Raw genomic sequence first — 21,243 nt, 5'->3', positions numbered from 1 at the left:
CATTAACTAAACACCTAAATTATATATGCTGAGTACTTTTTTAAGCCATCAAAGGAAATCTTTTTGGCGTTCGCGAAACAGAGGCAGTAGTATTGCCACACAAATCGTTTTGGGTTTTTTTATGCTTTACTTTCTTGTTCTTGCCCTTGGAGCAGGCTTTGGAATGGCAATTTTTTTACCAAAAATTTTCCCCAACCAGGACGTTATCAAAAGTTTTAACGGAATTATTTTGTACTATTTTGCATTCGATTTTATTATGCGGGTGCAGTTTCAGGATTTACCAACCTTAAGTATCGTTCCATATCTTCACTTAAGAATAAAGAAAAGTAAAATCATTGGCTTCTTAAATGTTAAAGCTCTTTTTTCTGCTTTTAACCTTTGGCCATTTTTTATTTTCCTGCCTTTTTGTTTCATGAAGATAGCGCCTACTCATGGCGCACTCCTTACAATAACGTACATAGTTTCTATATTTTCTTTAGCTGTATTTAACAATTATCTGGCTTTATATATCAAACGAAAATCGATCACAAATACCTGGTACACGTTTGTAGGCTTCGCTCTTTTTGCAGGCTTTGCTGCGCTAGATTATTACAAAATAATCTCCATCATGGCATTTTCTGATGCTGTTTTCCAGGCTGTTGCTGCTCATTCTTATTATGGTTTTATATTTCCGATTGCTGCTTTTGGGATCTTTAAATTAAACGCTGATTTTCTTCGTAAAAATTTATATGTAGAAGAATTAAGTAGCAAACAAGAGAAAAAAGTAAGTACAGATTACGCCTTTTTAAATCGTTTCGGAAAAGTTGGAGAACTTGCCGCTTTAGAGCTGAAGTTAATTCTTCGCCATAAGCGTTCTCGTTCTTCTTTGATTTTAGGCTTCTTTTTCCTGTTTTACGGTTTTATTTTTTATAAAGAAAAGGCTATAGATCGAAATGCTTTCGGACAAATGATGTTCGCCGCTATTTTCATGACGGGTATTTCAATCATCATTTACGGTCAGTTTATGTTTGCCTGGCAAAGTGCTCATTTCGATGGCTTATTGGCTAACAAAATCAACTTTAAAGATTATATAAAAGCTAAATTTTTATTGTTCACTATTGGCGCAACAGTTATTACTTTGTTAGCCAGCTTTTATGGGTTTTTAAGTCCTAAGTTATTGCTTCTACACATTGCCGCTTATCTATACAATATTGGTTTTGGAACAGTAATCGTGCTTTATTTGGCTACTTTAAATTATAAGCGCTTAGATATTAATAAAGCCGCAAGCTTTAATTACCAGGGTACTGGCGCTACACAATGGCTGCTAATGTTTCCATATGCTTTAACACCAATTTTATTATACCTGCCATTTGGCATTATGAATTTACCCTACTGGGGATTAATGGTTGTGTCTTTATTCGGATTAATTATGCTTTTAATGCGTGGCTTCTGGGTAAACTTCATCACTGCAAAATTTGAAAAACAACGTTATAAAATAGCCGAAGGCTTTAGAGAATAATTATGATTTTAGAAGTTAAAAATTTGAAAAAAGTTTATGGCGATAAAACCGTTGTAAACATAGAGCACGTACAGATTGAGCAAGGCGAAACCGTAGGTTTAGTAGGTAACAATGGCGCTGGAAAAACTACTTTTTTCAGAATGCTTTTAGATTTAATTCGTCCGAGTGAGGGCGAAATTTTATCAAAAGGCGAGAACGTTATGCAAAGCGACAATTGGAAAAATTACACTGCATCGTTTTTAGATGAAGGTTTTCTGATTGATTATTTAACACCTGAAGAATATTTTATTTTTATTGGTGGTTTGCACGATTTAAGTGTTGCAGATGTTTCAGCGTACCTTACACAATACGGGGAATTTTTTAATGGCGAGATTTTAAACAGTGGCAAATACATACGTGATTTTAGTAAAGGAAATCAGGTTAAAGTTGGTATTGCTGCAGCTTTAATGCAAAAACCAGAAATCTTAATTCTAGATGAACCTTTTGCCAATTTAGATCCGACTACCCAAATTCGTTTAAAAAATCTATTAAAGGCACAAAGTGGAAGTATGACTACCTTTATATCTAGTCACGATTTAAACCACGTTACAGATGTTTGTAACCGAATTATTTTAGTAGAAAAGGGTATTGTAATTAAAGACTTTAAAACCGACGAAAATACACTTAAAGAGTTGGAAAGTTACTTTTCTGCTTAGTTTTTGTACTAATAATGATACAATCAAAGCGTTCCGACAAATCGGGGCGCTTTTTTATTTAGTCATTAATTATTCTTTTTTGCTCTATTGAATATAATTAGGTTTAAAATTTAGAGATAATAATTTTTGGCATTGTGTTTGAATAAGGATTCCACGGAAATTAAACCACAATTATTATGAGTATTTCAAAAGTAAGAATAGCAACATTAAGCATAGGATTAGCAGTAGGTTCAATGGCACTTCAAAGCTGTGACAGTTTAACTAAAACACAGAAAGGTGCTGGTATTGGTGCTGCTGCTGGTGGTGTTATTGGTGCATTAATCGGCAAAAAAGCTGGTAATACAGCAGTAGGTGCATTAATTGGTGGTGCTATTGGTGGCACAGCGGGTGCATTTATTGGTCGTAGAATGGATAGACAAGCAGCAGAAATTCAAAAAGCAATTCCTAATGCAGAGGTTATCCGCGAGGGTGAAGGTATTATTGTAAAATTTGACAGTGGCATTTTATTCGATTTCGATAAAACAGCGCTAAAAGAGGCAGCAAAAACAAACGTTCAGAGTTTAGCCGCATCATTAACCCAATACCCAGATACAGATATTAAAATTATCGGCCATACAGATAGCCGTGGTACAGAACAATATAACATGGGTTTATCAGAAAGAAGAGCAGCAGCTGTTAAAGCTTATGCAGTTTCTCAAGGTGTTCCATCATCAAGATTGGTAACTATTGGTAAAGGTTTTGCCGAGCCAATTGCTGATAATGAAACTGATGCTGGCCGTGCGGCTAACCGTCGTGTTGAAATTGTAATTGTAGCAAATGATGCGTTAAAAGCAACTGCACAAAAACAAGGTTAATATTCGCTAATTCCCTCTACCTATGAGGTCATTATATAGCCATCCCGAAGTTTAAAAGCTTCGGGATTTTTTTTGCAAATTTTATCATTCTGAAAATCTCACCTTCATTTCGAGCAAAGTAGAAAACCACGATTCTCAGCGAAGCAAAATCTTTCAAATTAAAAGATCCGCTCCGTTTCACCACGCTACTGTCGAGAAGACGAGCAATGTTGTTTTTTACAAGAAATAGAAATTATTTACTAAAGACTTTAACCTTAAATATTCCAATAATTAGAAAATGAATGGTTCTGTACTTTTGGGTCAGTAAAGTCCTGCCATTCGCTCTAGCTCCCCAAGAAAAATCGGGAGGCTGCCGCTGTTGTCAGGTTTAAATACAGTAGGCAATGCAAAAAACTGAAAGCATAAGCAATTTGCCAGCAAAATAGCCCCGACATAAACGGAAATACTTTTGGTTTCAGCAACCTTTAAATGCCCAATTACCATAAACCAAAAGATTGTAGTATTGGCGGGAACCAGGTTACCGAAGCACCACAGGTATTGCGCTTCAAAAAATTATATTAACTAAAAGACAGCTTGCCTGGAGAGCAATCAGCACAAGTGCTACTTCAAAAAGGAGGAATAAACTTTAAGAATAAATATCTTCAAAATAGCTTACCACCAAAGATTTCATGAGCATTTCCTGCTCCAGCATGGTGTACGGTGGTATGGCTTTAACAAGTTTCCAATGTGGCCAGCCATCCTGATCGAGACCTTCTAATTCATAAAAGCCCATTTCGCTTAATAAACGGCAGGTAGCAATGTGCATCAACTCCTCCTTCTGTCGCTTGCTATATTTTTTTGGCCCTTTACCCAGTTCCTGAACACCAATCAAAAAAAGCATTACCTTTAAATCTGGAAAATCTGAATCAAATTCTTTAGAAATCTTTTCCTGTAAAATTTTCCACTTGCTGTTAATCTCCGACGGTTTCATATTTGCAAAGATAATGTAAAAAGGTTTAAAGCGTTCGACAAAAGCCCAACCCTTTCGGCAACAGCCCTAGGTGATTACTGTAATTTTGGCTACATTTATAACCTATGAGCACAACTTCGAATAATACAATTACGGCAGGTTTATTAGCTTACGGTATGTCTGGCAAGGTTTTTCATGCGCCTTTCTTACATACCCATAATGGCTTTAATTTAAAGGCTGTTGTAGAGCGTAGCAATAAAAATGCGGCTAATGATTACCCAGAAATTACAAGTTATAATAGTGTTGATGAACTTTTAAACGATTCAGAAATTGAACTGGTCGTTGTTAATACACCTAATAATCTTCATTACGAACATGCTAAAGCTGCACTTTTAAAAGGCAAACATATTCTTGTAGAAAAGCCTTTTACAGCTACATCTACACAAGCAAAAGAACTTTTTGAATTAGCTGATAAATCGGGGAAGCAAATCTTCTTTTATCAAAATCGCCGCTGGGACAGCGACTTTGCCTCAGTAAAAAAAGTACTTGCAAGTGGTAAATTAGGGAAGCTAAACGAAATGCATCTACGTTACGACCGCTATAGAAACACCATTGGGCCAAAAGCCTTTAAAGAAAAAGCAATCGAAGCCAGTGGCTTACTTTATGATTTGGGGCCGCATCTTTTAGATCAGGTAATTAGCCTTTTTGGCAAACCAATAAGCTATTATAAAACTTTAGGAAAAAACAGAAAAGGCACTGAAGTGGATGATTACTTTACCATTCAGTTAAATTATCCTGATAGTGTAAATGTATTTGTAACCTCTAGTATGTTAGTCGTAAATCCGCAGGCAGCATTCGTTTTACATGGTGTTTATGGCAGCTTTATAAAACAAAGAGCCGATATACAAGAAGAACAATTATTAGCTGGCATGAAATTAACGGATGATGTTTACGGGATTGAGCCAAAAGGCAAAGAAGGTTTTCTAACGACTATAGACGATGATGGAAATAAAACCGAAACCATTATCCCATCAGAAATTGGAAGTTACCTGCCACTTTTTGATGCGGTTTATGAATCTTTAACAAGCGATAAGCCTTATCCTGTTACGCGTGAAAACGTTATTACCCAATTGGAAATTTTAGAAAGCTAAGCCATAAAATTCCTGTAATACTATACTATGAATTCGTTACCATTCGCTTATCTCATTCCAATATTTTTATTGGCATTATACTTTATTTTCAGAAAAAAGAAACCGCTTATCGATCCGCTTACAGATGTTGATAAGAAAATTTTAGATGATTATGTAAGTTATTATCATCACTTAGATTCTAGCGATAAACTTAGGTTTGAGCAAAAAGTTGCTGAATTTTTCAGTACGGTAAAAATTGAAGGCGTTGGTGTAGAAATGACCACTCTTGATGAGTTATTAATAGCATCTAGTGCTGTAATTCCCATTTTCGGTTTTAAAGACTGGCAATATAAAAACCTATCAAGCGTTTTGCTTTATCCTGATACCTTTAATAATGATTTTCAATTTGAAGGAGGCGAAAGAAATATTATGGGTATGGTAGGCAGTGGTTATATGAACGGACAAATGATTTTATCCCGCTCGGCCTTACGTCATGGTTTTTCGAAAAGTGCAGGCAAGGAAAATACTGCAATCCACGAGTTTGTACATCTTTTAGATAAATCGGATGGTGCTACCGATGGTGTTCCTGAAAATTTGATCGGCCATGAATATACATTGCCCTGGATAAAAATGATGCATGAGGAAATTGAAAAAATAGAAGATAACAAATCTGATATCAATCCATACGCAATCACCAATCAGGCAGAATTTTTTGCTGTGGTTTCTGAATACTTTTTCGAAAAACCCGAATTGTTAAAAGAAAAACATCCAGACTTATATTTTCAATTAAGTCGTATTTTCGCACAAAAGCCTGCTGGTTAATATTAAAAATTAAATTAATAGATAATGAAATTCTTAATCTCTTTTCTTTGTTTTTCAGTTTTCTTAAGCACTTTCGCGCAGAAAACCTACCTCTTAAAACAAGATTATCCCGTTGGAAAGAAATATGATTATTCCATCAACTCAGATCAGATTATAAATCAGAAAGTAAGTGGAAAAAGTTTAAACTATGTACAAAATGTAAGCACAGATTATAGTTTCGACATTACAGGAACGAAGGGTTTGGATAAAAATATAAAGGTTACGTACAAACGAATTACCATCAAATCGATAGGTATGGGAAATGAACTAATTCTCGATTCAGATAAGGAAGAGGTTGGCAAGCAAAATCCATTTGCTGGATTAAAAAACTCGAGCTTTGATATGGTATTATCGCCTAATGGCTCGATAAAATCGGTTTCAGGAGTTGAAACCATGGTAGATCATATGGCAGTGAAAATATCTACTGATACTGCTCAGATTAAGCAAATTAAACTTTCACTCAGCAAGCAGTTTAATAGTGAAGTGATCAGGCAAACCTTAGAATCCTCGATGCGGATTTATCCAGACAAAGCGATTAAGGTTGGCGATAGCTGGATTGTGAATTCGAAGATGAAAATTACCATGCCTATCGAATCAATCACGACTTACACATTAAAGGAAATTAAGGATGGTATTGCGATATTAGCAATTAGAGCTACTCTAATTTCGAAAGGCGATTTCGATAGTATGGGCAATAAAATGCAAACCGATTTAAAGGGCATGAACATTGGCGATGCACAGATTGACCTTAAAACAGGTTTGATTTTATCTAGTCACACCCGTATAGAATTGTATGGTAAAATGAAAGCAGTAGATCAGGATATCGATTTCGATATGGAGGGTATTAACAAAATTTCAGGTAAAGCAGCTAATTAACTGCCTTTACCTTTTAGTCTAACCGCTGGCAAAAAAACGCTACAAACTTCCTGTTAAAGCGACTAAAAACTCCGTTCTGATTTCTATGTGTGGGATATGACCGCAGGCTTCGAACTCAACAATTTTAGAACCTGGAATCCTCAAAGCGGTGTTTTTTCCTAAGAACCGATAAAGACCATGAATTGCCTGCTGATCGGCATTTAAAAGCCCTTTCCCAACTATTGTTTTATCTTCCTTGCCGATAAAGAGAATAGTTGGAACTTTCAAATCTTTAAATTCATCAACAACTGGCTGTTCATAAATCATATTATAAGTTAACGCTGCCACCTTTGCATATTTTGGAAAATCGGCACTAAAAGTTACTCCAGCACCAATATTGACAAGATATTCGTAATCGGGTTTCCAAACGGTAAAATATGAACTTTTGTAATACTGACGAATGCTTTCTGCTGTATTTTTAAGCTCACGCTGGTACTGTTCTTCAACTGTTGATACTGGAACAAAAGTTTTGTAATCTTCTAAACCTATCGGGTTCTCCAGCAAAAGCTTGTCCATTCTTTCTGGATACATTAACGCAAAACGAGTAGCGAGCATACCGCCCATACTATGCCCCAAAATTGAAGTTTTTTGAATGCCCAAAGTATCTAATAATTTTTTATTCCATTCGGCCAGTTGTTTAAAACTGTAATTAATAATTGGTTTTGAAGAGCGACCAAAACCAATCTGGTCGGGTGCAATAACCCTGAAACCAGCTGATGTAAGCGCTTTAATTACATGCCCCCAATAGTAGCCTCCAAAGTTTTTACCGTGAAAAAGCATAACTGTTCTTCCATTTGGCGTGATGCTTGGCGCTACATCCATATAGGCCATTCTCACATCCTGGCCCTCCACTGTTATCGGTAAATATTTAATTGGGTAAGGATACTTTACATTTTCCAGATTAATAGAAAGTGTATCAATTTTCTGGGCAAATACAGTTGTTAATGATAAAAACGAAAGGGTAAGTAAAACGAAAAATATTCTCATGGTTAAATCTTCTGATGTAATGCAATTTGCTAATCGGCCAAAATTAGTCTTTAATTTATCTTATTCGCCTTTTTAAAGACGAAAAACCATGCCTAATTTTAATTAGAAAACAATAAAACCCAGGCTCTTTAATCAGAAAACCTGGGTTCTATCATTAGAATAAAAACTGAAAAGATGGCTAACTAGTTTTTAAACATCGTTTTTAAAACATAAACAGGCATATTTACTTTTGTAGAATCTGAGAGTGAACCCGAAGCTTTATTAACCTTTATATTAGTTAAATATATATTCGATTTTCCTTCAGTTATAATTGCTAAGTCATCGATAATATATTTGTCTTTCTTAGATTCATCACCATCAATCTCAATATTTGAAGTACCAACTGCATTAATCTTTAATGATCTAAATGATGATGCTTCAGTCTTGAAATCAGCGTTTTTAAGAGTTAAATCAAGCGAGCTAATTGTTTTTTTATCCATAGAGAATTGTTGAACACTATCTGCGACCATTGATAGGCTGTTCAATTTGGAGTCGGAATTTAACCATACTGACCCAATTCTTGAAGCCTTTAAGTTAAGTGAATCCCTATTACTAATCCACAAACTTAAACTGTTTCCCTTAGAAGCACTAAAGTCAACAATATTTGGTGCATAAATGTATAATTGAGCTCTTCTATATTTTTGTTCAACGGCACTTTTAAAAGAGATTTGAAGAACTCCAAGATCATTAACATCATAGCTGATTAAGTTTTTAAATTCTTCTGAAATTTTTACGCCTGTGTTGTCGTCCTTTATCAAAACGATATCCAATTCCAATCCTCTACCATCTAAGATCTCAACTGCGGTAAAAGATTTACTTATTTTTTCACTTAAGTATCCTTCAGATGGGGTATTAAAACGCGCTTCGTTTTTATTTTCTTTTAACGCATTCTTTTTATCGGTGTAATTCATTTTCACAGTTATCGCAACAACTATAATCGGAATTAGGATCAATGAAATTGCTAATGCAATTAATAATTTATTACTTGTTTTCATGGTTTTAAGCGTTAAAATTTTCTTTAACAAATGTTTTATAATTGGTTTCAAGTTCATCAAAACCAATATTTAGCAAATAGATGTTTCGGAATACAACAGGTAATTCCTCATCTATAAACTGTATTTTACGATAGCTTTTTACATTTTCTATAGCATCATCGGCAATAAAAAAACCAATGCCTCTTTTGTTATTGATGATATTTTTATTTTGCAAAAACTCATAAGTGCGCATTACTGTATTAGGGTTCACTTCCATCTCTACGGCAAGCTCTCTAACTGATGGCACTTTCTCGTCGGCTTTCCATTTTTCCAACAAAATATGTTCGCAAACATAATCTGCTATCTGAAGGTATATTGCCTTATTATCTCTAAATTCCATATCTGTACCTATTAAAAAATTAAACCTCTTTTTCTTTAAGGCGCACATAAGCTATCGCCCAGAAAATTAATGTTAAGAGCGCCGTAATAAGAAAGATTAGCAAAAATGCCATGTCTTTATCTGATTGATGCTTACCTGGACCAACATTAACCATGCCTTCGGTTAGCAGGCCAGCAGCTTTAACAACTAAGTATGTTGCTATTCCTGAAAAAACCATAACCGATACTGCTGTTTTAATGTAGTGAAACCTGTTAAAATAAATTGAGCCCAAAAGAAACACACTCGTCACAAGAAAAGGTATTGCTAAAAAACTTCTCAAAAAGGCTCTGTAATTCACATCATAAAAAATTTGAGCGGCAATACTCTCAACGGGTTGAATCGCTTTTTTACTATCGCCATTAATTTTAAATTCGGCTAAATGTGCATTTATATATTTGACGAATGCCAAATCGGTTATATAAAAAAGAATCAGATAGCTTAGTAAGCTTAATATAGCTGTGTAAAAAACACCTGTCAGAAATTTTTCAAAAGTAGAAGCTGGGGTCATTAACTCTAAGATGGCTCTCGATTTTTGACCGAGTAAAGAAAAATAGCTGCTGGCTACAATACTGATAAACAGAAAACCTAATATTAAAAATAACGGATAACGAAAGCGCATATCTAAATTCGAGTCGTAATCAAAATTATTAGTCTTTGAAGGTAATGGAGCACTAAAGGCATAAAATCCGATGATCACCCCAATAACTACAACTAAACTGATCAAATAAATTTTCCCAAAATCTAACCATTGTCTTTTTAGCAATAAGCCAAATCGATTTATATTAAATGTGTTGTTCATAGCTTTAGTTAAAAAGGGGTTTAAATTTAATTTTCTCAGCAAGAATGGCATTGAATAATAGCTCCATATCAAGCTTACTCTCTTCATTATGGAAATTTGGCATTACTGCATTGTAACCCGATAATGATGGCTCAGCATAAATAATGCTTTCATCCAATTCCTTAACTTTTTTGAAAGTTAATTTTTCAGTTATTTCCTCTACAGATGCTTTAAGGGCCACATCATTTTCATCAAGCATAATCACCGTATCGATCAGGTTATCTAAATCCCTAACCTGATGGGTAGAAATAATAATGCAACGTTCTTCAGTAAGGGCAGAAGCCATAATTTTTCTGAACTGTGCTTTCGAAGGGATATCCAAACCATTAGTAGGTTCATCCATTATAATTAACCTGGCCTGGGTAGCTAAACCAAAAGCAATAATAAATTTCTTTTTCTGGCCATAGCTCATATTGATTAATTTATTACTTGCGGGAATATCAAATTCCTTTAATAATTCGGAGAAATAGCTGTGGTTAAAATTTTTATAAAACGGTGCGTTTGCCTTAACATACGAATCTATTTTAACCGATGGTAAATAAAACTCCTCTGGAATAAAGCAAATTTGCTCTAATAATTCGGGTTGTCGCTTTGCAGGATTAAAACCCATTACATCCAGCGAGCCACTTTGTGCATATACCAAACCAGCTAATTTTTTTAACAAGGTTGATTTCCCTGCACCGTTTTTTCCAAGCAAACCGTAAATATGACCGTTGCTTAAACGCATACTCATATTTTTAAATAATGGCTTATGCTTGCTGTAACCAAAATTCAGATTGTTAATTTGTATCATACCTACTGTATTAGTTAAATAATACACTAAAGTATGTTGTATTTTTATAACCTCCAAATTATTCCGTAGATATTTTTTTAAATAGCGGTTTTTATAACGCCTCTGTAAAATATCAGTTTAATGTTAGTTGCATTAAAACATCCTTAATACAAGGATTGTATGTTTGTATGATAACATAAAATTATGGATGTAAAATGGGCGTATTTACTTAGCAGATTAGCCATTGGATTAAGTTTTTTCGGGCATGGCCTTGTTCGTTTACCAAAACTTGATGGCTTTAGTAATTGGATGATGGGGCAATTTGCTAAGTCTTTTATCCCAGAATTTTTGGTTTTACCTTTTAGTTATGCTTTACCAATTCTGGAATTTGCCGCTGGTTTGATGATATTACTTGGTTTGTTTACCAGACTAGGATTATTACTTGCAGGAGCAGTTTCACTTGCATTAATTTTTGGCACAACCATGATCGAAAATTGGGAAGCATTGCCATCACAGCTCATTCACGTTGCCTTTACATCAGTGTTATTAGCGTACCTACCGCAAAATAGTTATGCGGTTGATCATCTTTTAAAAAAATAATTATGGAATACAGAAAAATTGGAGATTCAGATTTAGAACTCTCGGTAATCACTTTTGGTGCCTGGGCTGCAGGTGGCTGGATGTGGGGAAGCACAGACCGAAATGATGCAATTAATGCTATAAAAGCTGGTTATGATTTAGGCGTAACCTCTATTGATACCGCCCCTATTTATGGACAAGGCGATAGTGAAGAAATTGTTGGTGCTGCAGTTAAAGGAATTTCGAGAGATAAAATTCAACTTGTAACCAAGTTTGGGATGCGTTGGGATTTAGCAAAGGGCGATTTTGGTTTCAAAAGTAAAAACAACGATGGTAAGGAAATCGACATTTATAAATACGCGGGTAAGGAAAGTGTAATTTACGAATGCGAGCAATCTTTAAAGCGCCTAGGAACTGATTATATCGATTTATATCAAATTCACTGGCCCGAATCGACAACGCCAATCAGCGAAACCTTCGAAGCCGTTGGCAGATTAATAGAACAAGGAAAAGTACGATACGCAGGTGTTTGCAATTATGATGTTGCCCAGTTAAAAGAAGCTAATGAAACCTTAAACATTATTTCAAACCAGATTCCCTTTAGCATGGTTAATCGTGGTGTAGAAAACGAAATTGTACCATATTGCATTGAAAATAACAAATCAATTTTAGCTTATAGTCCGATGGAGCGAGGTTTGCTAACGGGTAAAATGACCAAAGATTACAAATTCGAAGAAGGCGACCACCGTCAGGGAAATCCATTCTTTAAACCAGAAAGCATCGAAAAAACGAATGCCTTTTTAGCTAAAATTAAGCCTTTAGCTGAGGAGAAAAATGCAACTTTATCACAGCTGGTTCTACGTTGGACTGTTGAGCGCCCAGGGATTACAATTGCTTTAGCGGGTGCAAGAAATGCAAAACAATCTGTGCAAAATGCAGAGGCTATAAATGTAAAGTTAACTGCTGAAGAAATTGAGTTTATTAATACAGAACTTAAAAGCGCAGGATTTTAAATTTTAGTTAATTACTTTCGTTTGTCATTATGAGCTTGCCAAAGATCAGTCAAATGTTTTCAACAAGTTCGGACTAACATTAATTCATACATCACAAAAAATCAGTCATGTCTAAATTATTTTCTCCTTTTACAATAAAGGATGTAACATTAAAAAACAGAATCGTTATCTCACCAATGTGCCAATATTCTGCTGTTGATGGTTTTGCCAACGACTGGCATTTGGTACATCTCGGCAGCCGTGCTGTTGGTGGTGCTGGATTAATTATCCAGGAAGCTTCGGCTGTAACGCCCGAAGGTAGAATTACTTATGCCGACTTAGGCATTTGGAAAGATGAACACGTAGAAAAACTAAAACAAATTGTTTCTTTTATCCATGCAAATGGCGCAATTGCAGGCATTCAACTTGCACATGCAGGCAGAAAGGCCAGTTGTGATGTACCCTGGAATGGTGGCGAACAAATTCCTCAGGGAGATAATAGCTGGAAACCAGTTGGCCCATCAGCAATTTCTTTTAAACAGGGACAAGTTGAGCCACATGAATTAAGTATTTCTGAAATTCAGGATATTGTTTTTGCTTTCAGAGCCGCGGCAAAACGTGCTTTAGATGCAGGTTATAAAGTGGTAGAAGTACATGCAGCGCATGGTTATTTGCTGCATGAATTTTTCAGTCCGCTAAGCAATAAGCGTAGCGATGTGTACGGTGGAAGTTTCGAGAACCGAATTCGTTTGGTTATTGATGTGGTAGAAGCCGTTCAGTCGGTTTGGCCTGAAAACCTCCCAATATTTGTGCGTATTTCGGCTACCGACTGGACCGAAGGTGGTTGGAATGAAAACGATTCTCTTCAATTAGCTGCCGTTTTAAAAGATAGAGGCGTAGATTTAATTGATACCTCATCAGGTGGAAATGTTCCCGATGCTTTTATCCCTGCAGGGCCAAATTACCAGGTTCCGTTTGCCGATAAAATTAGAAATGAAATTGGCATTTACACAGGTGCAGTAGGTGTTATTGTAGATGCACACCAGGCGGAAGAAATTTTGCAACAAGAAAAGGCTGATTTGATTTTCATTGCACGAGAATCGCTTCGCGATGCTTATTTCCCAACTCATGCTGCCCAGATCTTGGGTGATGAAACGGAATGGCCAAATCAATACGTTAGAGCGAAAAGAGAAGTTTTTAAGAAATAATATTTTTACTAACGCAAGAAGCCATCCCAAAGGAATGGCTTTTTGCGTTAGTAAAATGAAGTTTAAAATTTAGTATTTTTACTTATGGCCGAAACCCTTTGCCAAATACTTTGTTAACTAATAAAGACCTTAATTATGGATAAAGAAAAGCTCATTCAGGAAGCATATTTAGTTTCGCACGTTATTGAAGAAAACGGAAATTTCCCAAACAATGCGGTTTATCCATTAATGATTTATAAAGGGGCTTTTTTAATCCATCCAGACGATCATGCGGAAGTGATCAAAACTGTTTTTGCACAGAATGGCTATTCGAATGCCTGGATAGATGGCATTTTTGATTATCATCATTATCATAGCAATACGCACGAAGTTATGGGCGTATTTTGTGGAAATGCCGATGTTCAGTTCGGTGGCGAACATGGGGTTTGCATAGAATTAGACAAGGGAGATGTGGTTGTTATTCCAGCTGGTGTTGCACATAAGAAGCTTAGGGCCAGTGAGGATTTTACCGTTGTAGGCGCATATCCTAAAGGTTCGGCCTATAATATAAAATACGGAGAAGCTAATGAACGGCCAGAGGCTGATGAGGATATTGCTAAAGTAGAAAAACCAGACAACGACCCTGTTTATGGCACAAAAGGGCATTTATTTGAGTGTTGGTATAATCGAAACTGTAAGAATGTTTAAAACTCTTTGCCTTTAACCATTCAAAATTCTTTAATTTTCGGGTTTTAAATCCATACTACCTGAATAAATGAATTTTCGATATATAGTTTCTGCATTTGCCATCTCCATAACCCTCTTAACTGCTTGTAACAGCGAAAAATCTGAAGAAAAAAAAGCTGCTGATGCAAAAGTTCGTGTTAAAGAAGACGACAAAGCAGACAGTTTATTAATTGCTTACAACCCAGCCAAAGGCGATAAATGGATCGCTGATTTTGTAGATAATTTGCACAAAAAATATGGCTTTAACGGCAATATGCTTGTTGCGAAGGATGGGAAAATTCTTTATGAAAAAGCTATAGGGTGGGCAGATTACCTACATCGCGATAGCCTTAAAATAAATTCGGAGTTTGAGCTTGCCTCGATTACCAAAACCTTTACCGGAACAGCAATTATGCAACTGGTTGAAGCAAAAAAGCTTTCATTAGATGATAACGTAAAAAAATTCTTCCCTAATTTCCCTTATGAAGGCATTACGGTAAAGCTTTTATTGAGCCACCGCAGCGGCATGATGAATTATGTTTATTTCATTGACGATATCTGGCGCAAAGAGAAACGTCCGATGAAGAAAGGGGTAACCAATCAGGATGTAATGAATGTTATTGCCGAGAAAAAACCGAACCCATACACTAAACCTGATAATCGCTTTCATTACAATAACTCAAACTTTATGGTATTGGGTGCAATTATCGAAAAAGTTACTGGTCAACGCTATTCGCAATATATGATGGAACACGTTTTTAAACCCGCTGGTTTAAAAAATACGCATGTTTACAGCACTTCGGAATATGAGAAAATACCTGTTGATGTTGTTGGGCACGACAGAACCTGGAAATATTCGGTCGCACAAAACTTTTTAGATGGGCCTGTAGGCGATAAAGGAATTTACAGCACCGTACACGACTTAGTATTGTTTGATAAATACCTGAAAAACGGAAGACTTTTATCGAAAAACAGTTTAGATTCTTCTTATGTTGGTCGTAACAAACCTGTAAATGGTCATTTTAACTATGGTTATGGCTGGAGGCTTTTTGAAGGGGATAAAATGGATAAGGTGGTTTACCATACAGGCTGGTGGCATGGTTTCCGTCATATTTATGTTCGCGATTTAGATAAAAACATTGTTATTATTTTCTTAGGAAACTTAACCAATGGCAGTTTAATGCATTTGGATGATTTATATAAACATTTTAACATGCCTATTATTCGTAAAGGTGCATATCATGGCAACGGAAGTTTACCTGGCAGCGATGAGGATTAGGTTTTAGGAACATTCGATATAACGACTAACCTGAGTGCAATAAACCTGGGTGCAGCGATATGAATCCCGATTTTCGGGAGAGTTTAGCGAAACACGGGACTGCTGAAACCTATTGTAACAGGAACCTGCTTTTCTAAAAAAAATTACATAAACTGAAAACAAATAGCCTTAATTTCGTTTTATAATAAAACAGTTAATATTATGTTCGATAAGTTATTTGCGGCACAACAAAAAGCCGAAGAAATCAAGAAACGTTTGGATACCATTTCGGTATTCGGCGAGGTGGAAAATGGTGCCATAAAAGTTACTGCTACAGCAAACAAGGCCATTACAGCGATTACGATTGATGAAGATTTCTTAAAAACAGTTGATAAGGAAGAACTTGAAGAATTACTTTTAACGGCTGTTAATAAGACTTTGGCCACTGCAGAGGAAGTTAGTGCAACTGAAATGCAATCGGCCACGAAAGATATGCTGGGCGGTTTAGGCGGCATGTTTGGCCAATAAGCCCTACACATTAAAAAAATTCCTTTTCACAAGTTAAAATCTCGATATTATGAAGTTTACCTATTACGGCCAATCTTGTTTTCTGCTGGAAACAACAAGCAAAAAGCTTTTATTCGATCCGTTTATAACGCATAATCCTTTAGCTAAGCATATAGATATTAAAGCTATTGAGGCCGATTATATTTTAGTAAGCCATGGCCACGGCGACCATGTTGCTGATTTAGCATTGTTAGCAAAACAAACTGGAGCAACGGTTATTGCTATGCCAGAGGTTGCTGCATGGGCAAAAGCGCAGGGTGTAGAAAAGCTGCATGAGATGAATTTCGGCAAGTTTACCTTCGATTGGGGCAAGGTTAGAATGGTTGTTGCTACGCACTCCTCTAGCTTACCAGATGGGAGTTACGGTGGAAATCCAGCTGGCTTTGTTTTAGAGGTTGATGGTAAGCAAATTTACTTTGCCGGTGATACTGGTTTAACCATTGAAATGAAGGTTTTAGCGGATATTTATAACTTAGATTATGCTATTTTACCAATTGGCGGAAACTACACAATGGATGTTGATGATGCTTTGGTAGCTACTAAATATTTAGAGTGTGATCAAGTAATTGGTGTACACTACAATACTTTTCCAGTTATTGAAATTGATACCGAAGAAGCATCTGACAAATTTAAGCGGGAGCATAAAACTTTACTTTTGCCACCTATTGGCGAAACGATAACGTTGTAAAATAAAAAAGGTCCCAACTTTCGTCGGGACCTTTCAAATTATAAACCTAAACCTAGTTCTTTTTATTTACTTTGTAACGCATATCTGCTGTGCCGTCTTTTTTAGTTGGGCCTGCAACCTTTGTTACTGCTTTACCTTTATTTTCTTTAAAACGCATATCAGGCGTTCCGTCTGCTTTCATTTTCGAAGCTGTTGTGGTAGTTTTAGTTTCTACTTTTTTAGCTTCCATTTTAGTTGCAGCTTTTGCAGGAGCTACAGTAGTTTTAACTTCTTTTTTTACTGCAGTTTTAGCTTTAACTGGTGCTGTTGTTGCAGGTGTTTGAGCAAATGCTGTTGATAAACCAAATGCTGCGATTGCGATTAAACTCAATAATTTTTTCATGTTCCTAATTTTTTGTTTTACTCGTTTATTTGTTGATATAAAATTGATTAATTGGGATGAAGATTTAATGAAGATAGGAATAATAAATTATTAGATTTAATTCATGCTAAAATTTATGCTTAGCGTTTGAATCATGTCAACTGATTTTCCATCTTCAGTTGCAGGCATCCATTTTGGCGAACCTAAGGCAACTCTTCTGGCTTCATCGGTTAAGCTTTGATCTGGTGAATATATTACTTTAAAATCTTTCGTTTTTCCCTCTTTATCAATTGTGATCAGAAAGTAAACCTTACCTATTATTTTAGATTCCAACGCTTCTCTGGGATATCTAATACTTCTTCCCAAATAATTGTAAAACATTTTCATTCCTCCAGGGAATTTCGGTGGCGCTACATTTAGCAGCTTATTTTGGCGCTCATCATTTTCATTGAGCACCCCATCTTTAAAAACCTTAATGGATTTTAGTTGGCCTTCTTCGTTATAAAGATTCCAATCCCCTTCCATTTTCCCATTAACATAGGCGCCCTCTTCTATTTTCTTCCCATTAAGATAAAAAGAAGAATATGAACCGTTTAACAGGTTACTGGTAAAGGTTTGCACTTCCATAGGATTTCCTTCTTGATAGTACCTTGTCCAAATTCCAGTTTTCGAACCTTCTAAATAAAAACCAGAAAGACTAGTTTTTCCATTCTGATATTCGAAATAAGGGCCATTTAAGATGTGTAACTTTTCATCAGCAAAGGTTTCCTTTTTAAGGAGAACAAGATTTTTATCTGAAGTTGTTTTAATCCAGCTTGAGTTTTCACCCTTATATATTTTATAAACGGCAACAGCCTTTTCTAACTTCTTAACATCTTTACCGCCAATATTGGTATAGCTGTATAAAGTATCGCTTTGTTGGGCTAAAGCAGATAAAGAGATCAAACTAAGTGCTAAAATCAGAATCTTTTTCATAAGTTAATGTGCGGCTAACCAATTTTCGCCTTCACCAATCTCTACCACAATCGGAACGGTAAGTTTAATTGCATTAGTCATTTTATCCTGAATGATGGCTTTCATTACTTCTTTTTCCGATTTTAAAACATCGAAAACCAACTCATCATGCACCTGCATAGTCATGGTTGATTGAAGTTTCTGGGCAATCATTTCTTTATGAATATTAATCATTGCAATTTTTATCATATCTGCAGCAGAACCTTGAATTGGAGCATTAATTGCATTTCGTTCTGCGAAGCCGCGTACTGTTTGATTTGCTGAATTAATATCTCTTAAATAACGTCTTCTACCCATAATGGTTTCTACGAAGCCGTTTTCCCTTGCAAAGTTCATTGTATCGCTCATGTAGCGTTTTATACCAGGATACTGAGCAAAATACTGTTCAATAATTTCTGCTGCTTCCTTGCGCGGAATCCCTAAGTTTTGAGATAACCCGAAAGCTGATTGCCCGTAAATAATACCAAAGTTTACGGCTTTTGCATTTCTTCTTTGTGTGCCATCTACTTCTTCGATGCTAATTCCATAAACCTTTGCTGCGGTTGCTGTATGGATATCGATACCCTTTGTAAAAGCATCCAGCATATTTTCTTCTTTACTGATTTCGGCTATAATTCTTAACTCAATCTGAGAATAATCGGCAGATAACAAGATGTGATTTTCATCTCTCGCGATAAAGGCCTTCCTAACTTCTCTCCCTCTCTCGGTGCGAATTGGAATATTCTGCAGATTCGGATTGTTTGAGCTTAATCTGCCAGTTGCGGCTACAGCTTGATTGTATGAGGTATGAACACGACCAGTTTTTGGGTTAACCATTAATGGCAGCGCATCTACATAAGTTGATTTAAGCTTCTGCATTTGACGAAAATCCAATATATCCTGTACAATATCGCTCTTACTCGCTAAAGCTGTTAAAACATCTTCTCCAGTTTGATACTGGCCTGTTTTAGTCTTTTTGGCTTTTGGATCGAGTTGAAGTTTATCAAATAACACCTCGCCTAATTGCTTTGGCGATGCCAGGTTAAATTTCAATCCAGCCTTTTCGTAAACACTTTGCTCTGCTTTTGCAATCTCCGTTTGTAATTCTAAAGAATAGGCTCTAAGGGTATCCATATCTATGCGAACGCCTTCCTTTTCGATATCGGCTAATACATAAACTAACGGATTCTCTATTTCTTCGGCTAATTTTGCCGCATTTAATTCTTTTAATTTTGGTTCAAAAACCTGTGCTAACTGCAGGGTCACATCTGCATCTTCTGCTGCGTAATCTACAACATCAATTACAGGTACATCACGCATTGTACCCTGATTTTTACCTTTAGGGCCAATTAACTTCGTGATGGAAATTGGCGAATAACCAAGATAGTTTTCAGATAAAACGTCCATTCCATGCCTGGTATCTGGATCGATTAAGTAATGCGCCAACATGGTGTCGAAGAGTTTTCCTTTAACCTGTAGACCATACCATTTAAAAACCAGGATATCGTATTTGGTGTTCTGACCGATTTTTTCAATCTTTTCATTTTCCAGCACCACTCTAAATTCGTCAACAATTGCCTGTGCTTCTGCACGAGCTTCGGGAACTGGAATGTAATATCCTGTTCCAGGTTTTATTGAAAACGACAAGCCAACCAAGTCTGCCGTATTTGCATCGGTTCCAGTAGTTTCAGTATCAAAGGAAATTCGATCCTGCGTTAAAAGCAATTTTATTAAATCGGCCCTTTGTGCAGCTGTCTCGATCAGCTGATAATCATGCGCTGTATTTTCTATTGTTTTGGCAGGAAGTTTTTCAGCAGGTTCTTCTTCAAGGGTATTGGTATATTGAATGGCTTCTCCTCGCTGATTACCGAATAAATCGGTTTGTGTTCCTTCCTGAAATTTTGCAGTGGTAACCGAAAATTCATCACCAAAAACACGGCGGCCCAGGGTTCTAAACTCCAACTCAGTAAATAGGGGTTCTAATAAATCGCGGCTCGGATCGCAGAGTTCTAAATTTGCTTCATCCAGTTCAACAGGAACATCTAACAATATGGTTGCTAATTTTTTAGAGAGCAAACCTTGTTCAGCAAAGTTTTCGACATTTTCACGCTGTTTACCTTTAAGTTCGTGCGAATTGGCAATAATGTTTTCCATCGAACCATACTGCTTAATTAAAGCCTTTGCAGTTTTCTCACCAATACCTGGAATTCCTGGAATATTATCTACTGCATCTCCCCACAATCCCAAAATATCAATTACCTGCAGGACGTTCTCGATCTCCCATTTTGCAAGAATTTCCTTAACGCCCAATATCTCCATATCATTGCCCATTCTGGCAGGTTTATAAATGAAAATATTTTCTGAAACCAATTGCGCAAAATCCTTATCAGGCGTCATGCAATAAACCTGATAGCCTCTTAGCTCCGCTTTCTTTGCAAGCGTTCCGATAATATCGTCGGCTTCATATCCATCTGATGTAATTACAGGAATATTAAAGCCAGTAATCAACTTAATTACATAAGGCATTGCAGCCGCTAAATCTTCGGGCATAGCCTGGCGTTGTGCCTTGTATGCTTCAAAGGTTGTATGTCTTTCTGTTGGGGCTTCGGTATCAAAAACTACGGCCAAATGTGTTGGCTTTTCTTTCTTTAAAACATCGAGCAGTGTATTGGCAAAGCCCATTACAGCCGATGTATTTATACCAGTTGAGGTAAAGCGTGGATTTTTACTTAATGCAAAGTGCGCCCTATACATTAACGCCATTCCATCTAAAAGAAAAAGTTTTTTGTTATTCATGTGATTACACAGATTTAATGATTGCCGATAAACTGAATTTATCAGCTTAGTAAATTAACCAAAGTTAATAATCTGACGAAACTAAAACGCATGAAATTTTAGGAATGATGTGCCAAAAGCATTAAAATTGCGTTATCCTAATTGT

At 36.2% G+C, this 21,243-nt stretch carries 22 protein-coding genes; 13 read left to right on the top strand and 9 right to left on the bottom strand.

What is annotated here, in order from left to right:
• The first annotated feature begins 25 nt into the window (after positions 1-25).
• The 3 genes from ACZZZI_RS11365 (at position 26) to ACZZZI_RS11355 (ending at position 3,047) form a co-directional block, all read left to right on the top strand.
• Positions 26-1,498: a DUF5687 family protein gene (locus ACZZZI_RS11365; protein WP_463489482.1), complete on the top strand. Its 1,473-nt coding sequence runs from the start codon at positions 26-28 to the stop codon at positions 1,496-1,498.
• Between the two features lie 2 nt (positions 1,499-1,500).
• Entirely contained in the window at positions 1,501-2,193 is a 693-nt protein-coding gene (locus tag ACZZZI_RS11360; RefSeq protein WP_316755272.1) for an ABC transporter ATP-binding protein, read from the top strand.
• 176 nt (positions 2,194-2,369) lie between these two features.
• Positions 2,370-3,047: a YiaD family glycine zipper/OmpA-like lipoprotein gene (locus tag ACZZZI_RS11355; protein WP_316755270.1), complete on the top strand. Its 678-nt coding sequence runs from the start codon at positions 2,370-2,372 to the stop codon at positions 3,045-3,047.
• A 625-nt stretch (positions 3,048-3,672) separates the two neighbouring features.
• On the opposite strand, the gene ACZZZI_RS11350 is transcribed toward ACZZZI_RS11355, so the two are convergent.
• Positions 3,673-4,017, bottom strand: a complete 345-nt coding sequence (locus ACZZZI_RS11350; protein WP_316755267.1) for a hypothetical protein — start codon at positions 4,015-4,017, stop codon at positions 3,673-3,675.
• Positions 4,018-4,121: 104 nt separating this feature from the next.
• Here ACZZZI_RS11350 and ACZZZI_RS11345 point away from each other — a divergent pair, with 104 nt between their 5' ends.
• From ACZZZI_RS11345 to ACZZZI_RS11335, 3 genes are read left to right on the top strand one after another with little or no spacing between them, the layout of a single operon-like run.
• On the top strand, positions 4,122-5,147 hold the full coding sequence (locus tag ACZZZI_RS11345; RefSeq protein WP_463489481.1) for a Gfo/Idh/MocA family oxidoreductase: 1,026 nt from the start codon (positions 4,122-4,124) through the stop codon (positions 5,145-5,147).
• A 27-nt stretch (positions 5,148-5,174) separates the two neighbouring features.
• A complete protein-coding gene (locus tag ACZZZI_RS11340) occupies positions 5,175-5,948 on the top strand; it encodes a M90 family metallopeptidase (protein ID WP_463489480.1) in 774 nt (257 codons plus the stop codon).
• Positions 5,949-5,972: 24 nt separating this feature from the next.
• On the top strand, positions 5,973-6,863 hold the full coding sequence (locus tag ACZZZI_RS11335; protein WP_463489479.1) for a DUF6263 family protein: 891 nt from the start codon (positions 5,973-5,975) through the stop codon (positions 6,861-6,863).
• Positions 6,864-6,902: 39 nt separating this feature from the next.
• Here the strand turns inward: ACZZZI_RS11335 and ACZZZI_RS11330 are convergent, their stop codons facing one another.
• The 5 genes from ACZZZI_RS11330 to ACZZZI_RS11310 form a co-directional block, all read right to left on the bottom strand.
• Positions 6,903-7,889, bottom strand: a complete 987-nt coding sequence (locus tag ACZZZI_RS11330; protein WP_463489478.1) for an alpha/beta fold hydrolase — start codon at positions 7,887-7,889, stop codon at positions 6,903-6,905.
• 182 nt (positions 7,890-8,071) lie between these two features.
• Positions 8,072-8,923, bottom strand: a complete 852-nt coding sequence (locus ACZZZI_RS11325) for a hypothetical protein (RefSeq protein ID WP_463489477.1) — start codon at positions 8,921-8,923, stop codon at positions 8,072-8,074.
• Positions 8,924-8,927: 4 nt separating this feature from the next.
• Positions 8,928-9,302: a GntR family transcriptional regulator gene (locus ACZZZI_RS11320; RefSeq protein ID WP_344767988.1), complete on the bottom strand. Its 375-nt coding sequence runs from the start codon at positions 9,300-9,302 to the stop codon at positions 8,928-8,930.
• A gap of 19 nt (positions 9,303-9,321) precedes the next feature.
• On the bottom strand, positions 9,322-10,140 hold the full coding sequence (locus tag ACZZZI_RS11315) for a hypothetical protein (RefSeq protein WP_424056817.1): 819 nt from the start codon (positions 10,138-10,140) through the stop codon (positions 9,322-9,324).
• A 4-nt stretch (positions 10,141-10,144) separates the two neighbouring features.
• On the bottom strand, positions 10,145-10,972 hold the full coding sequence (locus ACZZZI_RS11310; RefSeq protein ID WP_463489476.1) for an ABC transporter ATP-binding protein: 828 nt from the start codon (positions 10,970-10,972) through the stop codon (positions 10,145-10,147).
• Between the two features lie 183 nt (positions 10,973-11,155).
• Here ACZZZI_RS11310 and ACZZZI_RS11305 point away from each other — a divergent pair, with 183 nt between their 5' ends.
• From ACZZZI_RS11305 to ACZZZI_RS11275, 7 genes are all read left to right on the top strand, one after another.
• Positions 11,156-11,551 (top strand): DoxX family protein, encoded by a 396-nt coding sequence (locus tag ACZZZI_RS11305; RefSeq protein ID WP_463489475.1) that lies wholly within the window; start codon positions 11,156-11,158, stop codon positions 11,549-11,551.
• A gap of 2 nt (positions 11,552-11,553) precedes the next feature.
• On the top strand, positions 11,554-12,543 hold the full coding sequence (locus tag ACZZZI_RS11300) for an aldo/keto reductase (protein WP_463489474.1): 990 nt from the start codon (positions 11,554-11,556) through the stop codon (positions 12,541-12,543).
• A 107-nt stretch (positions 12,544-12,650) separates the two neighbouring features.
• Positions 12,651-13,730, top strand: a complete 1,080-nt coding sequence (gene namA, locus ACZZZI_RS11295) for an NADPH dehydrogenase NamA (RefSeq protein WP_463489473.1) — start codon at positions 12,651-12,653, stop codon at positions 13,728-13,730.
• Between the two features lie 135 nt (positions 13,731-13,865).
• On the top strand, positions 13,866-14,417 hold the full coding sequence (locus ACZZZI_RS11290; RefSeq protein ID WP_316755242.1) for a cupin domain-containing protein: 552 nt from the start codon (positions 13,866-13,868) through the stop codon (positions 14,415-14,417).
• 67 nt (positions 14,418-14,484) lie between these two features.
• Complete coding sequence (locus ACZZZI_RS11285; RefSeq protein ID WP_344768000.1) at positions 14,485-15,714, top strand: serine hydrolase domain-containing protein; 1,230 nt, start codon at positions 14,485-14,487, stop codon at positions 15,712-15,714.
• Between the two features lie 201 nt (positions 15,715-15,915).
• Positions 15,916-16,221, top strand: a complete 306-nt coding sequence (locus tag ACZZZI_RS11280) for a YbaB/EbfC family nucleoid-associated protein (RefSeq protein ID WP_316755237.1) — start codon at positions 15,916-15,918, stop codon at positions 16,219-16,221.
• Between the two features lie 49 nt (positions 16,222-16,270).
• Positions 16,271-16,948 (top strand): metal-dependent hydrolase, encoded by a 678-nt coding sequence (locus ACZZZI_RS11275; protein WP_463489472.1) that lies wholly within the window; start codon positions 16,271-16,273, stop codon positions 16,946-16,948.
• 52 nt (positions 16,949-17,000) lie between these two features.
• Here ACZZZI_RS11275 and ACZZZI_RS11270 read toward each other — a convergent pair whose 3' ends face one another.
• From ACZZZI_RS11270 to polA, 3 genes are all read right to left on the bottom strand, one after another.
• Positions 17,001-17,330 (bottom strand): hypothetical protein, encoded by a 330-nt coding sequence (locus tag ACZZZI_RS11270; RefSeq protein WP_463489471.1) that lies wholly within the window; start codon positions 17,328-17,330, stop codon positions 17,001-17,003.
• 96 nt (positions 17,331-17,426) lie between these two features.
• Entirely contained in the window at positions 17,427-18,284 is an 858-nt protein-coding gene (locus ACZZZI_RS11265) for an energy transducer TonB (protein WP_463489470.1), read from the bottom strand.
• A 3-nt stretch (positions 18,285-18,287) separates the two neighbouring features.
• The gene (gene polA / locus ACZZZI_RS11260; protein ID WP_316755230.1) at positions 18,288-21,098 is read right to left on the bottom strand and encodes a DNA polymerase I; all 2,811 of its coding nucleotides are present in this window, start codon (positions 21,096-21,098) and stop codon (positions 18,288-18,290) included.
• Positions 21,099-21,243 lie beyond the last annotated feature (145 nt).

The organism is Pedobacter sp. AC190 (assembly GCF_979258025.1).
The sequence above is the reverse complement of the archived record's forward strand: the minus strand, read 5'-3'. Positions and strand labels throughout refer to the sequence as shown.